This is a genomic window from Butyricicoccus sp. Marseille-Q5471 (assembly GCF_951230135.1).
Lineage (GTDB): Bacteria > Bacillota > Clostridia > Oscillospirales > Butyricicoccaceae > Agathobaculum.
The window spans coordinates 1-4650 of record NZ_CATNVC010000031.1; the positions used below are offsets into that span (position 1 = coordinate 1).

5 protein-coding genes and 1 pseudogene are annotated in these 4650 nt (G+C 38.6%); all 6 read right to left on the bottom strand.

Translation table 11 applies throughout. The annotated features are described in order from the left end of the window. Positions 1 to 127: 127 nt before the first annotated feature. Positions 128 to 967 (bottom strand): annotated as a pseudogene (locus QOX26_RS14185) (recombinase family protein); the annotation flags it as partial. A 55-nt stretch (positions 968 to 1022) separates the two neighbouring features. Next, complete coding sequence (locus QOX26_RS14190) at positions 1023 to 1184, bottom strand: hypothetical protein (RefSeq protein WP_283675619.1); 162 nt, start codon at positions 1182 to 1184, stop codon at positions 1023 to 1025. 590 nt (positions 1185 to 1774) lie between these two features. After that, the gene (locus QOX26_RS14195; protein WP_283675620.1) at positions 1775 to 2197 is read right to left on the bottom strand and encodes a sigma-70 family RNA polymerase sigma factor; all 423 of its coding nucleotides are present in this window, start codon (positions 2195 to 2197) and stop codon (positions 1775 to 1777) included. A gap of 471 nt (positions 2198 to 2668) precedes the next feature. Beyond that, complete coding sequence (locus QOX26_RS14200; RefSeq protein ID WP_283675621.1) at positions 2669 to 3538, bottom strand: AraC family transcriptional regulator; 870 nt, start codon at positions 3536 to 3538, stop codon at positions 2669 to 2671. A gap of 66 nt (positions 3539 to 3604) precedes the next feature. Next, positions 3605 to 3979: a hypothetical protein gene (locus QOX26_RS14205; protein WP_283675622.1), complete on the bottom strand. Its 375-nt coding sequence runs from the start codon at positions 3977 to 3979 to the stop codon at positions 3605 to 3607. Between the two features lie 15 nt (positions 3980 to 3994). Next, positions 3995 to 4650 (bottom strand): IS3 family transposase (locus QOX26_RS14210; protein WP_283675623.1); only part of this gene is annotated, 656 nt, incomplete at its 5' end.

Below are 4650 nucleotides of genomic sequence, written 5' to 3' on the forward strand. Positions count from 1 at the left end.
ATTATTAACATGACTGGTAACAGCTACCGTTTAGCTCACCACCAGTCCATTACCGGCTAAAAAACTGGCGCTGAAAAAGTGTGCATTTGCTGGCGAAAAAGTGTGCACTTTACTTGACTGCTTACAATAGTTCCTCATCTATGATAGCCTCGTGCTGACCGTCTGCAATAATATATTCATCTTGGTGTACTTGGCGGTATTCATTTTTAGTACCCTTGACCTTTTCTCTTGTTCGTCTGCCAAAAGCAATTTTTCCAGTGTACACAGGATTGTCGATTAGCATTCTGACAAAATGGGTACTCCACTGGGTTAGTGTACCGTTATCCCGTTTGATTTTTGGGATACCCTGCAAATTAAGGTAGTTTGCAATTTTATAAAATCCCATATTGCTATTTACATATTTATCAAAGATAATTCGTATCGCTTCTGCTTCATTTTCTTGGATATAGAGCTGCTTATCTTTAAGGTAGTAGCCATAAGGAGCAAACCCACCGTTCCACCCACCTTGACGGGCTTTTTCTTTTCTTCCGTTCATTGTCTGCTCTATTATATTTTCACGTTCTATTTCAGCAACAGCAGACAACACAGAGATTAAAAGTTTTCCGCTTGTCTGCGAGGAATCAATTCCTTCTTCAATGCAAATTAAGTTTACGCCAAAGGATTGGACGTGTTCCAAAGAATTTAAAATATCGGCTGCATTTCTGCCAAAGCGGGAGAGCTTATAGACTAAGATATATTCAATTTCTAAGCCATTTTCAATATCATACAGCATTTGTTTAAAAGAGGGTCTGCCTTCTATGGATTTGCCGGATTTGCCAGCATCTTCATAAATATCTACAATTTCCATTTCCTCTCTGTCTGCAAAACGTCTTAAGCTGTTTTTCTGCCCGTCCAAGCTGAACCCATCAACCTGCATTTCGGTACTTACACGAGGGTAAAGTACACATTTCTTTCCACTCCGATTCATAGTAGTTGACCTCCAATCAATGATTGGAAAACATCAATCCATAAGCACTGCTCTTTTAGACATCATGATTGATTTCCTCTAAGACCTCTGCACCATGTTTTTCTATAATCTGCGAAAGTACGTTGATAAAATCCTGATATGCCTTAGTTTTCTCATAAGATTTAGGTGGTGCAGTTGCCGTAGCAGTGGGATTAGGTGCATTTTTGATATTTTCCATTCGCAATCACCTCCAAGTGTCTTGCTTACATAAAGTATAAGCGTATATATCATTTATGAAAAGTTTGTCACTGCATCAATTATAGTAAAACCAAGCACACCGCAAATTTGCATAAAACAAAAGTGCGGTGCGGTCAGTTTTATCAAGTTGCCGTATTTGCCACGCACCCCGGCAAAACGCCATTGAAATGGCGGGGATATTTTGAGCTGCTGTTGGCACAGCTATCATAGCCCCACAGTACCGTAGCTTGTCCTTTCAAAAGCCACGCATACCGCAGGAACTCCCTCCGTTTTAATCGTATCGAGGGCGAAACGTATTGAAGTATCATTATCCCTTATGTGGGTCATTGCGGACGAGTTTGCCAAGCTCGGTTTAACAGTCCATTTTGTCGCTCCAAAGGTATTTAATTCACCTCCCCATACCGTTATCATGGCGATGTCTGTTAAGTCGCTTTGCCTTTCGGCTCACATAAGTAATGTACTCAAAATATCGTATATGAAATTGTCAAAGAGCAATTATGTTATTCTACATATCAGAGAGAAAACTTCCTCTCATATACCTTTAGAAAAAGAGCTGATTAGTTGCGTCTATCACAAGACATTTTTTAAATATTTTTCAAGATGCGATAATCCTTGATTAATTGACCGTGTTACTTGGCTTTTGTTTACTCCCTCGGCTTTAGCAATAGCCGTTTTACTCATTCCTAAAAAGTAGTGAGCATAAATACGTTTTGCCTGTTTGTCGGGCAGGGTGGCAATAGCTGCATGGAGCTGCTCGCTTGTCAGCTTGCGTTCGTAAATCTCATCGGGTGAGAGGGAAACAAACAAGGCACTGTGTTCTATACCGTCATTACGGTCAAGGGAGTAGTAGGCTTTGTGGTAGCGTATCCTGCTTTGGTAGGCTTGTTCGGTTTTGCGGTATTCTTCAAAGATGTCAAACACCTCATCGGGAATATCCATATAGGTATCTATGCCTATGTGGTCATAGTAATCTTTCAGATTTATAGTTTTCATGGTTGTACCATCCTTTCGATTTTGGGTTTGCTGAAATCGAAAGGACAGCGGTGGAGAACGACAGCGAGGGTCAATATACGCAAAAATGCCCGACAGAGCAAAGCTCAATCGGGCATGACAATATGAATTGCGTGTTATGTAGTTTGTAATTTCATGTTGTTGACCGTAGGTGTTCCATAAAGGAATATGGCTTTTTTTGATGAACTACCAAGACTTTGGACAAAAGAAAACACAGCGATACCTCCTTAGATACCGCCGTGTCCTTAAAAATGGGTGACTTTAATACACCCACCTTGTTTTACTTTTTGAAAAAGAAAAACGGCGGCTTTGATTGTGATTTCAAAACCGCCGTTAAGCTAATATATTTTGTTTAGGCACATGAAAACTCTGTTGCCACAACAACGGTTTTTTTATTTCCGTTGGGCAACTTACCGAGAATTGTGTTTTAAATCTCTTTTCCTACAAATCCTCTTATATAATTGGAACCCAATACTCAATTAAACTTTTTCCATCTTTATCTGTTTGTTCTCCATATTTTGCAAAATCATATCGAGCATTTTCGTTTAACTGACAAGAGGATTGTGGAAACCACTCTTTATAGATATAGTCAGCAACGGGCTGTAAACTATCCTCGCATTTAGCTCTAAAACTGAAAACAATATACTTGCTTGCAGGAAGTTCTTTTATTTCCATACCTTTAGGAACATTTTCAACTTTATCAACTTCTGCCGCAGCAAAATAATCAAAAGCAGGTTGTTTTTCTTTAGACAAGTCCCATTTTGTGTAGTCATTCAATCCTATCAGGAAATCTATATCTTTTCTATGGTGAATAAATTGCTTTTTTGCGTGTATATTCCGCCAACATTTCCCGATAACAAAAAAACCAAATTGTGTATTTTTTTGATAACCGATTAAAGTGATTTTTTCGCTATCCACAGTCCTTATATCCATTATTTTGTCACCTCTTAATTTCTCAATACCATCAACCACGAATTTTAATTGAAATGGGTAGAACTCCCTTTTTTTCCTAAATGCTTGAGGTGTACTTCTGAATAAAGCCTTAAAACCTATGGTAAAAGATTGTTGCGTTTCATAACCAGCAAACAAAGCAATTTCCATGATTGGCTTGTCAGTAAAAATTAATAATCTTGCAGCTTCTGTCAAACGCCGTCTTTGAATATAACTATGTACTGTAAAACCAACTACGCTCACAAACATTCTGCTAAGATGATACTTTGAATAATTCATCTCGTTTGAGATACTATCCAAACTCAAATTTTCTTCTAAATGGTTGTCGATATACTCAATTACTTCTTGAATGGTATCTATGTTTGTTTTCATTTTCTCCTCCTAAGATTATTATAGGTCTTTTTCAATTATTAATTTTCACATTTCTTGCTATCTTTTTTACAGTACTTCTATATCCGCTATAAGATTATGAATGTCTTTCTCTATCAATGGACGCATCGTCTCTTTAAACTGTGAACAGTCTATTGAAAGAACTGTGTCCTTAATTTTACTGTTTAATCCTTTTTTAAGTGGCACGATATATCTTAAATATTGTAAAGTCTGTCTGACCGCTGTTGGTTTTTTATCATATACGGCGAGCAAAATTTCTTCAATGTTTTTGTCAATTATATTATCTACATCCCATTTAGCTTGTTTGCAAAGGAGTCGAAACCCTCTAACTCTAACAACATATTTCTCACTCTTTAGCATAGCAATAAATTCATTTAAGTAAAAATACAGAATAGCTTTGACCTGCCCCCTGAATTCGACCACTTGAAATGTCAGTCATCACCCCGATATTTTGAGGGCATATTCTTCTGGGGTCAGATTACCCAGAGAGGAATGCGGGCGTAACTTGTTGTACTCCAATCGCCATTCTTCAATGATTCCTTTGGCCTCTGAGAGGTTGGCAAACCAGTTTTGATTTAGGCATTCATCTCGCAGCTTACCATTAAAACTTTCTATATATCCATTCTGCGTAGGGCAACCGGGATCCGTAAAAATATGTTCTACCTTATGGTCATGACTCCAAGCATTCAATACGTTACCTGTAAACTCGGAACCATTATCAGTCAGAATCTCTTTTGGTAATCCACGGAACAAGGCAACCCGGTTTAGCACGGAAGCTACTTTTCTTCCGGTGATAGAACTGTCTACTTCAAGGGCAAGGCATTCTCTTGTTGCCTCGTCAATCAATGTCATAATGCGGATATGTCCGCCATACCGAGTCCGATCACAGACAAAATCCATAGACCATCTGGAGTTGTATTCCAAGCATGTCCGATCTGGCGTGCCACGTTTTTCATAATGTTTCTTCTTACTACGTTTCCGAATGCTCAAACCGGCCTCTTTGTACAGCCGATAAGTGCGCTTATGATTGATGTGGATATCTTCACGCCCCAGCATGATGTGCAATCGTCGATACCCAAAACGTTTCCATCTGG

Excerpts from the sequence above, each read along its gene's own strand:
- QOX26_RS14190 (WP_283675619.1), bottom strand. The coding sequence starts at position 1,184 with ATGGAAAATATCAAAAATGCACCTAATCCCACTGCTACGGCAACTGCA.
- QOX26_RS14195 (WP_283675620.1), bottom strand. The coding sequence starts at position 2,197 with ATGAAAACTATAAATCTGAAAGATTACTATGACCACATAGGCATAGAT.
- QOX26_RS14200 (WP_283675621.1), bottom strand. The coding sequence starts at position 3,538 with ATGAAAACAAACATAGATACCATTCAAGAAGTAATTGAGTATATCGAC.